The sequence below is a fragment of the Actinacidiphila yeochonensis CN732 genome, assembly GCF_000745345.1.
Classification (GTDB): Bacteria; Actinomycetota; Actinomycetes; order Streptomycetales; family Streptomycetaceae; genus Actinacidiphila; species Actinacidiphila yeochonensis.
This window is the reverse complement of sequence record NZ_JQNR01000005.1, coordinates 3,688,001-3,703,323: the sequence shown is the minus strand read 5'-3', so window position 1 is coordinate 3,703,323 and position 15,323 is coordinate 3,688,001. Positions and strand designations below refer to the sequence as shown.

Genomic DNA, 15,323 nt, shown 5'->3' with positions numbered 1-15,323 from the left:
CGCCTCCCGCCGCCGACCGCGTCCGCACGTCTGCGCGCGCGTCGGTGGGCGTCGGTGCGCGTCGGTGCGTCCATGCGCCCTCACGGACTCTCATGGGCAGCAGAACGGCGTCCCCGGCCCTTGCTGGCCCGGGGACGCCGTCGGAGGGCTCTGGCGGTCCCTAGAGCGCCACGCCCAGGAGCGCGTCGACGAGGCGGGAGAGCAGGCCCGGCGCCCCGGTGTCCGTGCCGCCCGTAGCCGTCTGCTCGGCCGCCCACGCGTCCACCGCGGCCAGAGCCCGCGGCGAGTCCAGGTCGTGGGCCAGGGCCTCGCGGACCTCCGCGAGCACCCCCTCCGCCGCGGGACCGTCCGGCCGGGAGACCGCTGCCCGCCAGCGGCCGAGCCGCTCCACGGCCTCCGCCAGCCCGCCGTCGGTCCACTCCCAGTCCGAGCGGTAGTGGTGCGCCAGCAGCGCCAGCCGGATCGCGGCGGGGTCGACGCCCTGCTCGCGCAGCTTCGAGACGAAGACCAGGTTGCCCCGGGACTTCGACATCTTCTCGCCGTCCAGCGCCACCATCCCGGCGTGCACGTACGCCTTGGCGAAGGGGTGCGAGCCGGTGAGCACCTGCGCGTGCGAGGCGCCCATCTCGTGGTGCGGGAAGGCCAGGTCGGAGCCGCCGCCCTGGACGTCGAAGCCCATGCCCAGGTGGTCCAGGGCGATGGCCACGCACTCGATGTGCCAGCCGGGCCGGCCGGCGCCGAGGGAGCCGCCGTCCCAGCTCGGCTCGCCCTCGCGGGCGGCACGCCACAGCATCGGGTCCAGCGGGTTCTTCTTGCCCGCCCGCTCGGGGTCCCCGCCGCGCTCGGCGGCCAGCGCCCGCATCGTCGCGGTGTCCAGCCCGGAGACCTCGCCGAAGTGCGGGTCGGAGCCGACGGAGAAGTACACGTCGCCGTCGAGGTCGTAGGCGGCGCCGGCGTCGCGCAGCCGCTCCACCAGCGGGACGATGCCGGGTATGGCCTCCACGGCACCGATGTAGTGCGCCGGCGGCAGCAGCCGCAGCGCGCTCATGTCCTCGCGGAACAGGGCGGTCTCACGCTCGGCGAGCGCCACCCAGTCCTCACCGGTAGCGGCGGCCCGCTCCAGCAGCGGGTCGTCCACGTCGGTGACGTTCTGCACGTACTGGACCTGGCGCTTCGTGTCGAGCCACACGCGCTGAACGAGGTCGAACGCGTTGTAGGTGGCCGCGTGGCCCATGTGCGTCGCGTCGTACGGGGTGATCCCGCAGACGTAGATGCGGGCGACGGGTCCGGGGTCGACGGAGACGGGTCCGCCGGTCGACGTGTCGTGGAGTCGGAGGGGGCGTCCGGTGCCCGGAAGGGCGGGGACGTCGGAAGCTGGCCAGGCATGCATGTCTTGAGGTTAACCGCACGTCCGGCCGAGAACACGACCGGGAGCAGCACGGACGCCCGCCCCGGCCCGCTCGCGGGAGCGGGCCGGGGTGGCCCCGGGCGGCCTCCGAGGGCAGCTCAGACCGGTGGCCAGGGGATGCTCGGCCACTCACCGCCGGGCTCGGGGTGGCGGCCGCTCTCCAGCAGGGACCGCACCCTCGCCCGCAGCGCCGCCGTCTCGGCCCGCGTGATCAGCTCCTCCAGCCGCTCCCCCAGGGCGCCGGACAGCTCGCCCGACAGCTTCTCCAGCACCACCAGGGCCTCCGCGGGCAGCGGCTCGCCCGCCCATCCCCACAGCAGGGTGCGCAGCTTGTCGTCGGTGTGGAAGGTCACTCCGTGGTCGATGCCGTGGAGCCGGCCGCCGGCCGAGGCGAGCAGGTGGCCGCCCTTGCGGTCGGCGTTGTTCAGCACCGCGTCCAGGACGGCGAGCCGGCGCAGCCGGGCGTCGTCGGCGTGCACCAGCAGCACCGGGCGGCCGTCCGCCAGCTCCGCCCGGACCACGGCCTTCCAGCCGGGCGCCGGCTCCAGTTTTTCGGTCAGCGCCAGCAGCCCGCCGGCGCCCAGCTCGATCGCCTCCCCCGACCCGGCGTCCCCGGCAGACTCGGCGTCCTCGGCCTCGGCGTCCTCAACAGACCCGGCGTCCTCGGCGTCGGGCTCCTCGGCGTCGTCGTCCTGGGCGTCGACCCACAGCTGGACCATGCCCTCGCCGTACGGGCCGTCGCGCAGCACCGTGGGCGGTACCAGGCCCCAGCCGGTGGCCTCGGAGACGAGGTAGGCGGCGACCTCGCGCTGCGCGAGCGTGCCGTCGGGGAAGTCCCACAGCGGCCGCTCCCCCGCGACCGGCTTGTACACGCAGGCCACGGTGCGTCCGTCGTGGCCCGCCTCGCAGTACAGCACCGCGTTGGAGGCGTCCCGGATCTGGCCCTTGACGGTCAGCTCGCCGTGCAGCAGCGCCTCGACGTCGCGGGGGTCGTGGCCCTGGCGCGCGGCGGGGCTCAGGCCGACCTCCGGTATCCGTTCTGGCGCGGGCATACGTGTCCTTCCGGGTCCAGGGGCAGGCTGCACAGCGGGCACGGCGGCCGGCCGGCGGAGACGACGTGGAGGGCACGCTTGGCGAAGGACCGGGCCTGGGCGCCGGTGAGCATCACCCGGAGCAGCGGCGGGCCGTTCTCCTCGTCCTGGAGCATCTGCTCCTCGGCCGCCTCCAGGTCCTCCTCGTCGTCGCCGGCCAGCTCGACCAGGGCCTGCGCCTCGACGACCATCCGGTCGTGGGCGCCGTCCCAGGCGAGCGCCATGGTGCCGACCCGGAACTCCTCCTCGACGGGCGCGTCCAACGGCGCGGTGTCGGAGAGTTCAGCCGGGGCCACGGCCGGTACGGGGGCGCTGCCGCCGCTGCGCCGCACCACCTCGTCGAGGAGCTCGTCGATCCGCTCGGCGAGCGCGGCCACCTGGGTCTTCTCCAGGGCGACGCTGGTGGTCCGGCCGGCCGCGGTGGCCTGGAGGAAGAAGGTCCGCTGGCCCGGCTGGCCCACGGTGCCGGCTACGAAGCGGTCCGGCTGCTCGTAGAAGAAGACCTGACGGGGCACGTCTTGCTCCGTTTGCTCGACTGATCGGTTTGCTCTGACGATCTGCTGGCGCGCCGCCTTACGCTGTGGCTGGTGGGCGCCGGCGCCACACCGCTCACCGCTGGTGGCACCGGGCATCCACCCTACTGCGGAAGCCGATCACCGGGTGCCCGTGGACCCCCCGACGACCGCGTCGCCCGCGTCGAGGCCGCCCGCGGCGGGTCCCGCGGGCCCGGCGGAGGCGGCGGCATCGGCCGCCTCGGCCTTGGGCGGCGGCGGGATCAGGCCGGTGAGGTCGCCGGTGTCGCCCAGGCGCAGCAGGAACGGCCGGTGCGGCGTGTAGCGGACCACCGTGACCGAGCAGGGGTCGGCGCTGATCCGCTGGAACTGGTCCAGGTGCAGGCCGAGCGCGTCGGCGGCGAGCGCCTTGATGACGTCGCCGTGGGAGCACACCGCGTACATCGCGTCGGGGCCGTGCTCGGCCTCGATCCGCTCGTTCCAGTCCCGGACCGCGTCGACCGCGCGGGCCTGCATGGCCCGCATCGACTCGCCCTCGGGGCCGGGGAAGACGGCGGCCGAGGGGTGCCGCTGGACGGTGGTCCACAGCGGCTCGCCGGCCAGCTCGCTGATCTTCCGGCCGGTCCAGTCGCCGTAGTGGCACTCGCCGACCCGTTCGTCGGTGTGCAGCGGCAGCTCGGGGCGGGTGGCCAGCAGCGGGCCCACGGTCTCCTGGCAGCGCTGGAGCGGGCTGCACACGACGGCGGCGAGCGGGAGGGCGGAGAGGCGGGCGGCGAGGGCGGTGGCCTGGGCACGACCGGTGTCGTCGAGGGCGACGCCGGCGCTCCAGCCGGCCAGCACTCCCTCGGTGTTGGCGGTCGAACGGCCGTGCCGGACAAGGATCACGGTGGGCATGCCCGCCACCGTAACCCTTCCCGGGACGACGCGTTGTGCTGGGTGACGGCCGTGGCGGGGAGGACCCCCGAGCCCCCACCACGGCCGCGGATCTCCACCCCCGGCGTCTCCCGGACGTCCCCGGCCGCTCCGCCCGAGGTGCCGGCCGGACCGCCGCCAGGCCCGAGCCCGGGTCCGCGCCGGGTCCGCCGCGACCGGTGTCACTCCCTGTCGCCACGCCCCCTGGGTAAGGTGACGGCGGCGGGGGCGCACCCGGACCCCGCGGGATCGGGAACGCGAAGCAGGTGGCGATGTTCGGCAAGGCGACGAAGAGCCGTGCGGCGGCGGGGGCGGGCCCCGGCCCCGTGGGAGCCGACTGGTCGCCCTACTCCCGCCTCCAGGACGCCGCCGGGGCGTACTTCCTGCACGCCGAGATCGCCATGGAGGCCATCGCGGGCGTCCTGGGCCGGCGTCGCGTCCGCGGCTTCACCCTGGAGCGGGTGGTGGATCTGACGGAGTCCGGCGCCTCGGTCTGGCAGGAGGCGGCCGTCTGCGACGGCCGGCGCCTGATCCTGTGGCACAGCGAGGAACTGGCGGACGCGACGGCGCCGGGCGGCACCGTGCTGGACTCCTCCGTGCAGGTGCTGCCGCTGGACTCCATCGGCCACATCGGCATGCGCACCCTGGTGGGCCACGACGAACGCGGACGGCGGGTGGACCGCGGGGTCTACCTCGTACTCGCCACGGCGATGCCGCACGAGCTGAGCGCGGTCCCGGCCGACCCGGACTCCCCGCTGCCGGCCGCCGCGAAGCTGCGTCCGGAGTCGTTCCGGTTCAGCAAGTCCCTGGACGACGGCGGCGCGGGCCAGATGGCCCGCCTGGTCGACTTCGGCAACCTCCTGGGCCGTCTCGTCCCCTCCTCCTGACCGCCGGCAGCGCCCGCCCCTACGCCAGGCCCGCCCGTTCCAGGGCCTCGACGCCCGCCCGCAGCCCGGCCACGCGCTCCTCCAGGGTGAAGCCGGAGGGGGCCAGGGTGAGGGTGGTGACCCCGGCGGCGGCGTACTCGGCCATCCGGTCGGCGATCCGCTCCACCGGGCCGAGCAGCGCGGTGGAGTCGACGAGGTCGTGCGGCACGGCCGCGGCGGCCCCCGCCTTGTCGCCGGCGAGGTAGAGGTCCTGGACGCGCTCGGCGGCCTCCTCGTAGCCCATGCGCCGGGCCAGCCGGTTGTAGAAGTTCTGCTCGCGGCTGCCCATGCCGCCGACGTACAGGGCGGTGTACGGGCGGAAGGTGTCGGCCAGCGCGGGGAGGTCGGCGGCGGCGCCCAGGGCGAGCGGCAGCGTGGGGCAGACGTCGAAGCCGTCCATCGTCAGCCCGGCCCGCTCCCGGCCGGCCCGCAGATGGCGCAGCGCGGTCTCCTCCAGGTGGGCGGCGGACGGGAAGATCAGCAGGGCCCCGTCGGCGATCTCGCCGGTCTGCTCCAGGTTCTTCGGGCCGATCGCCGCGATGTAGAGCGGGATGTGCTCGCGCTGCGGATGCACCGTCAGCTTCAGCGGCTTGCCCGGACCGCCGGGCAGCGGCAGCGTCCAGTGCTCGCCCTCGTGGACCAGGCGCTCGCGGGCCATCGCCTTGCGGACGATCTCCACGTACTCCCGGGTGCGGGCGAGCGGCTTGTCGAACCTGACGCCGTACCAGCCCTCGGACACCTGGGGGCCGGAGACGCCCAGACCGAGCCGGAAGCGGCCGCCGCTCAGCGAGTCGAGGGTGGCTGCGGTCATCGCCGTCATCGCCGGGGTGCGCGCGGGGATCTGGAGGATGGCCGAGCCGACGTCGATCCGCTCGGTCCGGGCGGCGACCCAGGACAGCACGGTGGGCGCGTCGGACCCGTACGCCTCCGCGGCCCAGCACACCGAGTAGCCGAGCCGGTCCGCCTCCTGCGCGACGGCCAGGTTGTCCCCGTCCATGCCGGCGCCCCAGTAGCCGAGGTTGATCCCGAGCCGCATACCGCTCCCCTTTGTACTGGCGAGTAACGTCGCTGACCCTCCGGACTGTAGCGCCCTCGGGCGACGTTCGCGCCTGTCGGGTACGTCACTGCTGCCCAATCCGGTGGTACGGGCGCTAGCCTCAGCGGTCATGGAGCACAGGCACCTGGGGCGCACGGGGCTGCGCGTGTCCCGACTCGGACTCGGCACGCTCACCTGGGGGCGCGACACGGGCGAGCGCGACGCCGCCGACCAGCTCAAGGCGTTCTGGGAGGCGGGCGGCACGCTCGTCGACACCGCCGACGTCTACGCGGACGGCGGCGCGGAGTACCTGCTCGGGCGGCTCACCGAGGAGCTGGTGCCGCGCTCGGAGCTGGTGATCGCCACCAAGGCCGGCAGCGTGCCCGACCCGGACCGCCGTTTCGACACCTCCCGGGGCTACCTGCTGGCCGCGCTCGACGCCTCCCTCCAGCGGCTGGGCACCGACTACGTCGACCTGTGGCAGGTGCACGCCTACGACCAGCGCACCCCGCTGGAGGAGACCCTCAACGCGCTCGACATCGCCGTCAGCAGCGGGCGGGCCCGCTACGTCGGCGTGTCGAACTTCTCCGGCTGGCAGCTCGCCAAGGCGGCCGCCTGGCAGTTGTCGGGGAGCGGCTCGGGCCGGACCCCGCTGGCCAGCACGCAGATGGAGTACTCGCTGCTGCAGCGCGGAGTGGAACGCGAGGTGCTGCCGGCCGCGATCGACCTGGGCGTGGGGCTGCTGCCCTCCTCGCCGCTGGGCCGGGGCGTGCTCACCGGCAAGTACCGGGGCGGCGCCACCCCGGCGGACTCCCGTGGCGGGTCGGCGGACATGTCCGCGTTCGTGGCACCGTACCTGGACGAGACGGCCGGCCTGATCGTGGACGCGCTGGCCATAGCGGCCGACGGCCTGGCCGTCTCCCCCCTCCAGGTGGCCCTGGCCTGGGTGCGCGACCGGCCCGGGGTGACGGCGCCGATCCTCGGCGCGCGCAACGCGGCGCAGTTGGCGGCGGCGCTGTCGGTGGAGGGCCTTACGCTTCCGGAAGAGATCTACCTGGCGCTCGACGACGTGTCGGCGCCGCTGCACCGCTACCCGGACCACGACTGGACGACCCTCTGAGGCGCCGCCGCGGCTCTCCCCCGCAGGCCCTCGGGGCGGCGTCCGGGCGGGTCCGGACCGTCCGCGAAAGGCGCCTCCCGTGACCGACCCGACCTCGCCGAACGGCACCCCCTCTCCCGGCGGCGGGCCCGCGGAGCAGCCCGCCGAGGGCTCGGGGGGCGCGCCGGGCGGCCGGGCCGACCTGGCGGACCTGGCCGCGGCGATCCGGGCCATCGAGCGCGGCGAGAACCCGGCGGCGCCCGCCCCGAAGGGGGACGCCGCGGAGGCCCGGCGGCGGCGCAAGGAGGCGATGGCCGCGGAGACCGAGGCCATGCGGGCGGCCGAGCTGGCCGAGGCCGGCGGCTCGGCGGCCGCCCCGGAGAGCGCCGCCGCGGAGGCGGAGGGCGCCGAGGGGGTCCCGGAGGCCGCCGCCGACGCGTCGGAGGCGCGGGAGGCCGCCGCGGAGGCGGAGGGCGACCCGTCGGACGCCCCGGAGGGCGCCCCTGAAGCAACCGCGCCGGAAACCGTCCGGGACGCCTCCCCTGACGCCTCCCCTGAGGCCGCGGATGATCCGTCGGACACGCCTGGGGCAGCCCCTGAGGCAGCGCCCGGCGCGGCCGAGCCGCAGGACACCGCGGCGGCCTCGGGTTCGGCCCGGGCCGACGCCGAGCCCGGGCAGGTACAGCAGGGCGCGCGGGCGGCGGGCGCCGCCCAGGCCGTTCGGGGCCCCGCCGAGGTACGGCGAGCGGTCGCGGCCAACGCCCCCGTCGACCCGGCAGCCGTCGACGCGGTGCGCGCCGTCCTCACTCGCGGCGGCGCCCCCGAGGGGCTGGCCGAGGCGCTGGTGCGCACCCTCGGCGGCGGTGCCGCGCAGCAGCTGGCCGCGGACCCCTGGCTCGTCCTGGGGCTGGGCGGCGGGCTGGTCCAGCCCCGTGACGCCGACGCGTTCGCGCGGGCCCTGCTCGGCGCCGAGGCCGGCCCCGGGGACGTCCGGCGGGGCCGGGCGGTGGTGGCGTACATGCTCGGGTACGCCGCCGAGCAGGGCCACACCGCGCTGGAGGGCGGCACCCTGCGGCAGGCGCTGGCCCGCGCGGGGGTGCCCGACCCCGACACCGCCCTGGGCGCGGCCGTCGAGGAGGGCGGGGTGCTGGTTTTCCGCGCCGAGTCCGGCGGCGGCCCCGCCCAGGAGGCTCCGGGGGCCTTCGAGGAGGCCGAGGACGGGGCGGAGGCCGAGGAGGGCGCGGGTGCCGAGGTGCCGGTGCTGTTCGCCCTCGACCGGTACGCGCTGGCCGAGGAGAGCCTGGCCGACGGCTGCGTGCGGCTGCTGCGCGCCTTCGAGCAGCGCCCGGCCGAGGACGTCGGACGGGACCCGGACTGGGCCGCGGCCGAGCGGTCCGCGCCCTCCCCCTCCGCAGCCGAGCTGATCCGCGCCGCGGCGGCGCACGGCCTCGTGGTGCACAGCGGCGGTGAGGCCGCCCGCGCCGAGCCCGTCGCCCTGGCCGCCGCCGCCCGCGCGGCCGGGCTGCGGGCCCGCGCGGCCGCCTGGACGGAGAACGGCCGCCGCCGGCTGGCCGGACCGCTGGGCGAGGAGTCGGCGTTCACCGTCTCCGGGCTGCTCGCCTCGCCGCGGGCCGCCGACGGCACGCTGCCCGTGGACGTGCTGGTCGTCCTGGACGCCCAGCAGTTGTCCGCCGAGGAGGCGGCCACGCTGGTCGAGGCGGTGCCGGACGGCGCCCGGCTGGTGCTCAGCGGCGACCCCAACGCGCTGTGGTCGCAGGGCCCCGGCCGGGCCTTCGCGGATCTGCTGGCCGCCAAGGTGTGCCCGCGGATCGTCTCCCGCACCCCCGACCCGGGCCCGATCGGCGAGCTGACCTCGTACGTGGCCGTCGGCGAACTGGCCGCGGTGGAGGCGCCGGGCAAGGAGGTCGTGGTGGTGCCGGTGCGCGCCCCGGGCGAGGCGGTGCACCGGGCGGTGCAGCTGGTCGCGGACTCGGTGCCCCGCGCGTTCGGGGTGCAGCCGCAGGAGACCCAGGTCGTCACGGCGGAGCACGGCGGCCCGGCCGGCACGCAGGCGTTGAACGCGGCCCTCAAGGAGCGGCTGAACCCGGGTCCCGGCCGGTTCGGCGGCTTCGACCCGGGCGACCGGGTGGTGCACGTCCCCGCCCCGGGCCGGCTCGCCACCGGCACGGTGGCCGGCGCGGACCCGGAGGGCCTGCGGCTGGTGTGCGAGGACGGTCCGGTGCTGGTGCCGCGCCAGGAGGTCGCCGGCACGGTGCGGCACGGCTGGGCGCTCACCGCCCAGGAGGCCGCGGGCCGGCGCTGGCCGGCCGCGGTGGTGGTCGTCCCGGGGGACGGTCAGGCGCTGACCCGTTCCTGGGTCTACACCGCGTTCGGGCGCGGGGAGCGGCACCTGTCCGTGGTGCAGGGCGCGGAGCAGAAGCTGGCGGCGGCGGTGGCCGGCCCCCACGCCAAGGAGCGCACGACGCGGCTCCGTTCGGTGCTGGCGGAGCTGGCCGCGGAGGGCTGAGGCCGCCACGGTGCCCACGGGGGCGGCGGGCACCGCTGGGCTCAGCCGGGGCCTGGTTGCCCGCCCCCGGCGTGCGGCGGCTCCCCGGGCGCGCCGGGGAGCCGCCGTGTCAGTCGGAGTCGAGGACGCTGAGGTCGTCGTCCTCCTCGTCCTCGAAGGCCGAGCTCATGTCGAACCGGCAGATCGCCAGGGCCGGGTCGGCCTGCTCGAAGGGCGCCTCCAGCCACTCCCCCGGCTCGGCGGGCTCCGCCGCGGCCACCCAGAGGGTGGCGTCGCCCTCCTCCAGGCCGAACTCCTCGTGCCGCTGGGCGATCTCGTCGGGGTCGTACTCGCCGAAGACCGCCGCGAGGGCCCCGTTGACGGTGCCGTCCGCGACGTCCTCGTCCTCGGCCACCCGCCGGGCCTGGGCGATCAGCCGGGCCGGCGCCGCGATCGTGTAGTCGCGGCGGATCAGCACCGAGACGGCCTCCGGGGTCTCCGGGCCGATGTACTCCGGAGCGCCGTCGCCCGCGGGGACCTCGAAGGGAGTGACCTCGTCGTACCGCTCGTACAGCAGCTCGTCGTACGACTCGGCCGCCGAGGCCAGCGCTTCGAAGGCCGTGTAGACGCCGGGGTCGTCCTCACCGGTGCGGTTCTCAATCGCGTCGAGGTGGCGGTCGAGGGCGGCCTTGAAGGCGTCGACGGCCGCTCGGACCTCGGCCGCGGTGGGCTGTACGTCATCAGACATGGAGCAGACGCTATCCGCACCGGGCCGTTGCCCGCACAATAGATGCGATGCCGGAATACGAATTCAGAGAGATGCGCGTGCCGCGCGGGGTCTCCCGCAAGGACGCGGCGCGCCTGCTGGCCGACGAGGCGGAGTACAGGCACTGGGAGTTGGACCGGGTGCGGCTGTACCCCGACGGCAGCCGCTGGGTGCGGTTGCGACGCAGGATCATCCGCCAGATACGGGCCACCTGGTGAGCCCGGCCTGACGGCTGGGCCGCCACGCCCCTGACCGCCCCACGTGCGCCGCGGGCCGAGCCTTCCCGAGGCGGAGCCCGCCCGGGGGCTGCCGTAGGGGCCGTGGGGGTCTGTTCGCGGTTGGCCGGGGGATTCCCGCACCCGGCCGCCGCGGGCCGCAGGAGCGGGTCCTGGAGGGCTTCCTCGGGGCTCCCCCGGGGCGCTGAGCCACCGGCCTCGGCGGACGGTACGCCCCGCGGAAGCGCAGTCCGAGCCCTCCGAGCCCTCCGAGCCCTCCGAGCCCTCCGATGAGGACTCCCCCGGAGCCGGATCCGGCGACCTGACGACCTGACGTGTGCCCGCGAGGGCGTCGGCGCGCGAACCCGCGGCGGAAAACACGGAAAACACGAAGCCCCCGGGCCTGTTGCGGACCCGGGGGCTCGTGCTGTCGTGCTGGTCGTGCCCACCGGTCAGCGGCGAGCGGCACCGGCCTTGCGGTAGAGGACCGCACCGCCGAGCACCAGCCCGGCCGCCGTGGCGGCCGCCAGACCCATCCCGTCGGACCCGGTGTGGGCGAGTTCAGCGGCGGCGGGGCCGGTCTGAGCGGCCGTGGTCGTTCCCGAGGTGCCGGACGTGCCCGGGGTGGTCGTTCCCGGGGTGCTCGGCGTGCTGGGGGTGCTCGGCGTCCCCGGGGTGCTGGGGGTGCTCGGCGCCCCGGGGGTGGTGGGGGTGCTCGGCGTGGTCGGCGTCCCGGGGGTGGTGGGAGTGCTCGGGGTGCCGGGCTGTCCCGGGGGGCACGGCGTGGTGGACGTGACGGGCGCCCCAGGGTGGCCGGGGTGCCCCGGGTGGCTCGGCGTGCCGGGCTGGACGGGGCCGCCCGGGTTGACCGGCATGGTCTGCACCGGCGTGATCTGCACCGGCCCGCCCGTGCTGGCGTTCTCGCACTGGTTGCCGAACACCGGGTTCAGCAGGGCCACCACGTCCACGGTGTTGCCGCAGAGGTTCACCGGCACGTGCACGGGCACCTGCACGGCGTTGCCGGACCCCACGCCCGGCGATCCCGCCGCCGTTCCCATCGCGCCGGCGTCCGCATACGCCAGCCCGCCTGTGGCCGCCAGCACGCCACTTGTGGCGACCACCGTCAGCAGGCTCTTCCTCACGACCTCGCGCATCGCTGCGCCTCCTCAGTTTCCTAGGCTCTTGTGCTCGCGACGCGCGGACGGCTCGGTCCGCGGGTCAGCGTTGTCCGACACTCCGACCGGAGCCGCGTCGAGGAGGCGGGCGCGTGGTCTCGGCGGCTTCGGGCCGCCAGTCCGGCCCTGGGGCCGAGCTGCCCTGCCACCTCACGGAAGGCCGCGCGCCCGCCTCCTCGACGTCCCGGAACAGGCGGCACACCCGTCGTAACGACGAGCCCGGAGCTGGGCTACGACGGAGGAGACGGATTCACCTGAACGTGCGGGTTTGCCCGCGAGTGTGGGCGCGTTGGGGCGAGGTGGGGGCGCGCGGCGCGCTGAACGCGCCGGTGGCGGCGCTGGTGTCGGCACCGGTGTCGGCGCCCGCGCCGGTGCCGGGAGACGGAACGGCGGAGGGGCGGACCGCCGTGGTCCGCCCCTCCGCCGTCATGATCCGCCGCAGGCGGTGGCCCGCCGTCAGCGGTCGGCCGCCGTCAGCAGTTGTCCAGGAACCGGTCCAGCACCCGGGCGCCGAAGCGCAGGCCGTCCACCGGAACGCGCTCGTCGACGCCGTGGAACATGCCGGCGAAGTCCAGGTCCGGCGGGAGCTGGAGCGGGGCGAACCCGAAGCAGCGGATGCCGAGGTCGGAGAAGGACTTGGCGTCGGTGCCGCCCGAGAGCATGTACGGCACGGTGTGCGAGATCGGGTCCTCCGCCTTCAGCGCGGTACGCATGGCCTCGACCAGCGGACCGTCGAAGTCGGTCTCCAGCGCCTTGTCGGAGTGGAGCGTCTCGCGCTTGACCTTGGGGCCGAGAATCCTGTCCAGGTCGGCCAGGAACTCCTCCTCGTAGCCGGGCAGGTACCGCCCGTCGACGTGGGCGGTGGCCTGCCCGGGGATCACGTTCACCTTGTACCCGGCGTTGAGCATGGTGGGCGCCGCGGTGTTGCGCAGGGTGGTGCCGATCATGCGGGCGATGCCGCCGAGCCGCGCCAGGGTGCCGTCCATGTCGTCCACGTCGATCTCGATGCCGAACGCGTCGCCGATCTCGTCGAGCAGGCCGCGCACGGACTTCGTCAGCCGCACCGGGAACTCGTGCCGGCCGAGCCGGGCGACGGCCTCGGCGAGCTCGGTGATCGCGTTGTCCGTGTTCGTCATGGAGCCGTGTCCGGCGGTGCCGTCCACGGTCAGCCGCATCCAGTGCATGCCCTTCTCGGCCGTCTCCACCAGGTACAGCCGCAGGTCCTCGCTGACGGTGAGCGAGAAGCCGCCGACCTCGCCGATCGCCTCGGTGACGCCCTCGAACAGGTCGGGGTGGTTGTCCACGAGGTGGCGGGCGCCGAACACACCGCCGGCCTCCTCGTCCGCGAGGAAGGCGACGACCACGTCCCGCGGGGGCTTGCGGCCCGAGCGCATCCGCTCGCGCACGACCGCCAGCGTCATGGCGTCCATGTCCTTCATGTCGACGGCGCCGCGGCCCCACAGGCAGCCGTCGGCGATCTCGCCGCCGAACGGGTCGTACGTCCAGTCGGCCGCGTTGGCCGGGACGACGTCGGTGTGGCCGTGGATGAGCAGCGCGGGCCGGCTCGGGTCCTCGCCCGCGATCCGGGCCACCGTCGAGGCACGGCCGGGGTGGGACTCGAAGATCTGCGGCTCCAGGCCCACCTCGGCGAGCTTCTCCGCCACGTACTCGGCGGCGGCCCGCTCCCCCGGCCCGGAGTGGTCGCCGTAGTTGCTGGTGTCGATCCGGAGCAGGTCCCGGCACAGGTCGACGACCTCGTCCTCGCCCCTGCCGTGATCGCTCTGCGTCCTGTCAGGCACCGAACCGCTCACGCTGTCTCCTCGCTCATTCCCGGTTGCGCTCACCGGTACGTCCGTGGCCGCGGCCGCCGCGACGCCACGCACCCCCATACTCCACCGCCGCCGCCCGTGATCCCACCCCCACCCCGCCACCCGCCGGCTCCACCCACCTGCCCCGGCCACCCGCTGGTGATCGGCACGCCTCGGACTTTGCTATGGTTATCCCCGTCGCCGCGGCCGATCACCGCGAGGACACACCCGGTCCGGGTGGCGGAATGGCAGACGCGCTAGCTTGAGGTGCTAGTGCCCTTTATCGGGCGTGGGGGTTCAAGTCCCCCCTCGGACACCACTGAGAAACCCCTGTTCATCAGGGGTTTTTCTGTTTTTCCGCCGCCCCGGGAACCCGCTCGGCGCCGATCTCGGCGTGCACCGGGACAGGCGGGCACCCTCCGGTGGGTGCCTCCGCGCGCCGCAACCAGGTGGGGCGCGCGCTCGGGATACCAGCCGCGGGCCACGGCTTGCAGCGGCTCGGCCAGTGCCGCGAGTTCCCCGATCCGGCCGGCCGGGGTGTGGAAGACCGCCGTGGACTCCTGGCCTGTCGGCGGAGTTGGTCCGGGAACCTTGCGAGCATGCGGCGCTGCCGGAAGCCCTCGTGCCCGTGGACGCACACGTCCACGACCCGTCCGGAGCCTACGTCGGCGAGATCCTCGTGTGGACGGACCGCGGAGCCGCGCTCGCAGGCCTGGAGTTCGCCTGGGTCACCGACGAGATGCCCACATCCCTCCCGGCCGTCGTGAACGGCCGGCTCGGCTGGCCGGCCTGACAGCTGAGCCCGCCCAGGGTGCCCGCGGCTTCGCCGCAGACGAGATCGCCGCATGGGACACGGTCGTGCCGATCCACCCGGTCGAGACCATCGAGGCCCATCCGCGCCTGGCGACGCGTATCGAGCCCCAGCTCGAACAGCGCGACCGGATCACCCGAAAGGGCGCGCCCCGTCCTTGGTCCGCACCGCCCTGTCGTCGATCGAGATCAGAAGCGGAGGGCAGATTCAGGAGTCCGACGTCGCCCGTGGCCAGCTGATCACCACGTCAGAACCGGAGCACCGACGGCGTCGGAAACACCCCGCCCCTACGCGCAGGTGGGGCAGATGCCGCGGTAGGTGACCTCGGCCTGGGAGACCGCGAAGCCGAAGCGCTCCTCGGTCGGGAGGTCGGCCAGCGGGTTGCCGGTGGGGTGGACGTCGCGGACGGTGCCGCAGCGGGAGCAGACCAGGTGCTGGTGGGGCTGGTGGGCGTTGGGGTCGTACCGCTTGGCGCGGCCGTCGGTGGTGACCTCTATCACCTCGCCGAGGGAGACCAGCTCGCCCAGCGTGTTGTAGACGGTGGCCCGGGAGATCTCGGGCAGCCGTGCGGCCGCCCGCGCGTGCACCTCGTCGGCCGTCAGGTGCACGTGCTCACCGTCGAGGACCTCGGCGACGACGCGCCGCTGCGAGGTCAACCGCCAGCCGCGGCCCCGCAGTCGCTCCAGCAGGTCACTCATATCGGTTCACCTTTTCAGGTTCGAGGGACGACCGGAGTTTACCAGCGGAGTCCGGAATCTGATCATTTGTGCGCTTGGCGTGGTTCTTGACTTGGACAGCGTCCATCGTAGGATCGGTTCCGGCAATAGCCAAGGGACAGGATGACCCTCATGGGTCACACCAGTAGGCCAGCACGGTCAGGAGACGCCGACGTGACGGGACCACCGCCGAGCCGCGCGGTGCCGGCTTGCGGATGACAGCCGCCCGCGTCCCGTCCGCCGCGGGTACCGGCCCGGGCCCGGCCCCGGCTCCGGTGCGCGCGCCCGGGCGGCCGCCGCCCGGGCCGGCCGGCGCCGACCGCCCGTCCCGCCGTGCCCGCG

The 15,323-nt window shown here is 75.2% G+C and carries 14 protein-coding genes and 1 tRNA gene; 6 read left to right on the top strand and 9 right to left on the bottom strand.

Annotated features, from left to right (window positions below):
• Positions 1 to 160: 160 nt before the first annotated feature.
• The 4 genes from mshC to BS72_RS27000 form a co-directional block, all read right to left on the bottom strand.
• Entirely contained in the window at positions 161 to 1,390 is a 1,230-nt protein-coding gene (mshC, locus tag BS72_RS27015; protein ID WP_037914346.1) for a cysteine--1-D-myo-inosityl 2-amino-2-deoxy-alpha-D-glucopyranoside ligase, read from the bottom strand.
• Between the two features lie 116 nt (positions 1,391 to 1,506).
• On the bottom strand, positions 1,507 to 2,460 hold the full coding sequence (locus tag BS72_RS27010) for an SCO1664 family protein (protein WP_037914345.1): 954 nt from the start codon (positions 2,458 to 2,460) through the stop codon (positions 1,507 to 1,509).
• Positions 2,424 to 3,014 carry a DUF3090 domain-containing protein gene (locus BS72_RS27005; RefSeq protein ID WP_037914344.1) on the bottom strand — a complete coding sequence of 197 codons (591 nt, stop codon included), beginning with the start codon at positions 3,012 to 3,014 and terminating at the stop codon, positions 2,424 to 2,426. Before BS72_RS27005 ends, BS72_RS27010 begins: the two co-directional genes overlap by 37 nt.
• Before the next feature lie 138 nt (positions 3,015 to 3,152).
• Positions 3,153 to 3,905, bottom strand: a complete 753-nt coding sequence (locus BS72_RS27000; RefSeq protein ID WP_037914341.1) for a histidine phosphatase family protein — start codon at positions 3,903 to 3,905, stop codon at positions 3,153 to 3,155.
• 290 nt (positions 3,906 to 4,195) lie between these two features.
• Between BS72_RS27000 and BS72_RS26995 the strand changes: the two genes are divergently transcribed.
• Positions 4,196 to 4,810: a hypothetical protein gene (locus tag BS72_RS26995; RefSeq protein ID WP_037917873.1), complete on the top strand. Its 615-nt coding sequence runs from the start codon at positions 4,196 to 4,198 to the stop codon at positions 4,808 to 4,810.
• Positions 4,811 to 4,829: 19 nt separating this feature from the next.
• On the opposite strand, the gene BS72_RS26990 is transcribed toward BS72_RS26995, so the two are convergent.
• A complete protein-coding gene (locus BS72_RS26990) occupies positions 4,830 to 5,885 on the bottom strand; it encodes an LLM class F420-dependent oxidoreductase (protein WP_037914340.1) in 1,056 nt (351 codons plus the stop codon).
• Between the two features lie 130 nt (positions 5,886 to 6,015).
• Between BS72_RS26990 and BS72_RS26985 the strand changes: the two genes are divergently transcribed.
• Together BS72_RS26985 and BS72_RS26980 are read left to right on the top strand one after the other, a co-directional pair.
• The gene (locus tag BS72_RS26985; RefSeq protein WP_037914339.1) at positions 6,016 to 7,005 is read left to right on the top strand and encodes an aldo/keto reductase; all 990 of its coding nucleotides are present in this window, start codon (positions 6,016 to 6,018) and stop codon (positions 7,003 to 7,005) included.
• A 289-nt stretch (positions 7,006 to 7,294) separates the two neighbouring features.
• Positions 7,295 to 9,511 (top strand): ATP-dependent RecD-like DNA helicase, encoded by a 2,217-nt coding sequence (locus tag BS72_RS26980; RefSeq protein ID WP_232792685.1) that lies wholly within the window; start codon positions 7,295 to 7,297, stop codon positions 9,509 to 9,511.
• A 109-nt stretch (positions 9,512 to 9,620) separates the two neighbouring features.
• Here BS72_RS26980 and BS72_RS26975 read toward each other — a convergent pair whose 3' ends face one another.
• Positions 9,621 to 10,238, bottom strand: coding sequence for a hypothetical protein (locus BS72_RS26975; RefSeq protein WP_037914338.1), 618 nt, complete (start codon positions 10,236 to 10,238; stop codon positions 9,621 to 9,623).
• A gap of 47 nt (positions 10,239 to 10,285) precedes the next feature.
• Here BS72_RS26975 and BS72_RS26970 point away from each other — a divergent pair, with 47 nt between their 5' ends.
• A complete protein-coding gene (locus BS72_RS26970) occupies positions 10,286 to 10,474 on the top strand; it encodes a DUF5703 family protein (protein WP_037914336.1) in 189 nt (62 codons plus the stop codon).
• Positions 10,475 to 10,923: 449 nt separating this feature from the next.
• Here BS72_RS26970 and BS72_RS39650 read toward each other — a convergent pair whose 3' ends face one another.
• Together BS72_RS39650 and BS72_RS26960 are read right to left on the bottom strand one after the other, a co-directional pair.
• Positions 10,924 to 11,625 carry a chaplin gene (locus BS72_RS39650; RefSeq protein ID WP_037914333.1) on the bottom strand — a complete coding sequence of 234 codons (702 nt, stop codon included), beginning with the start codon at positions 11,623 to 11,625 and terminating at the stop codon, positions 10,924 to 10,926.
• Between the two features lie 494 nt (positions 11,626 to 12,119).
• Entirely contained in the window at positions 12,120 to 13,457 is a 1,338-nt protein-coding gene (locus tag BS72_RS26960; protein ID WP_037914331.1) for a M20/M25/M40 family metallo-hydrolase, read from the bottom strand.
• 228 nt (positions 13,458 to 13,685) lie between these two features.
• Between BS72_RS26960 and BS72_RS26955 the strand changes: the two genes are divergently transcribed.
• Positions 13,686 to 13,773: transfer RNA gene (locus BS72_RS26955), tRNA-Leu, on the top strand.
• 309 nt (positions 13,774 to 14,082) lie between these two features.
• Positions 14,083 to 14,247: a hypothetical protein gene (locus BS72_RS36830; RefSeq protein WP_157856342.1), complete on the top strand. Its 165-nt coding sequence runs from the start codon at positions 14,083 to 14,085 to the stop codon at positions 14,245 to 14,247.
• A 305-nt stretch (positions 14,248 to 14,552) separates the two neighbouring features.
• Here BS72_RS36830 and BS72_RS26950 read toward each other — a convergent pair whose 3' ends face one another.
• A complete protein-coding gene (locus tag BS72_RS26950) occupies positions 14,553 to 14,963 on the bottom strand; it encodes a Fur family transcriptional regulator (protein ID WP_037914328.1) in 411 nt (136 codons plus the stop codon).
• Between the last annotated feature and the right edge of the window lie 360 nt (positions 14,964 to 15,323).